The organism is Peptidiphaga sp. (assembly GCF_057238965.1).
In genome coordinates, this window is sequence record NZ_DBHHEV010000006.1 from 1 (window position 1) to 300 (window position 300).

Genomic DNA, 300 nt, shown 5'->3' on the forward strand with positions numbered 1-300 from the left:
GTCGCCGGCCACAAGCTCGAGGCCTCCGACGCCGAACCGGCGACGCCGAAGGGCGGACAGGCAGTCTCCGGCAGGGCCGGCCCGCGGCTCTTCTAACCAATGCATAGGGCGGGGCGACGTGTGACGTCGCCCCGCCTTTCCACGCCCTGGCGCGGCGGCGTCGCTGTGAGCGCACTTCGGCCGGACGTCTCCTTAAGGGAGCGTTCCGGCTTGGGTAAACTGCCTGCGTCTGGCAAGATAGAGGGGCGTTCGCTCCGGGAGCGTCCGCGCCACCTTAGCTCAGTTGGTAGAGCACCCGCC

Annotated in this window: 1 tRNA gene (only partly in view); it reads left to right on the forward strand. The window is 69.7% G+C overall.

From position 1 onward, the window contains the following. Nucleotides 1-268 precede the first annotated feature (268 nt). A tRNA-OTHER gene (locus ACO48X_RS01580) sits at nt 269-300 on the forward strand (it continues 39 nt past the right edge of the window).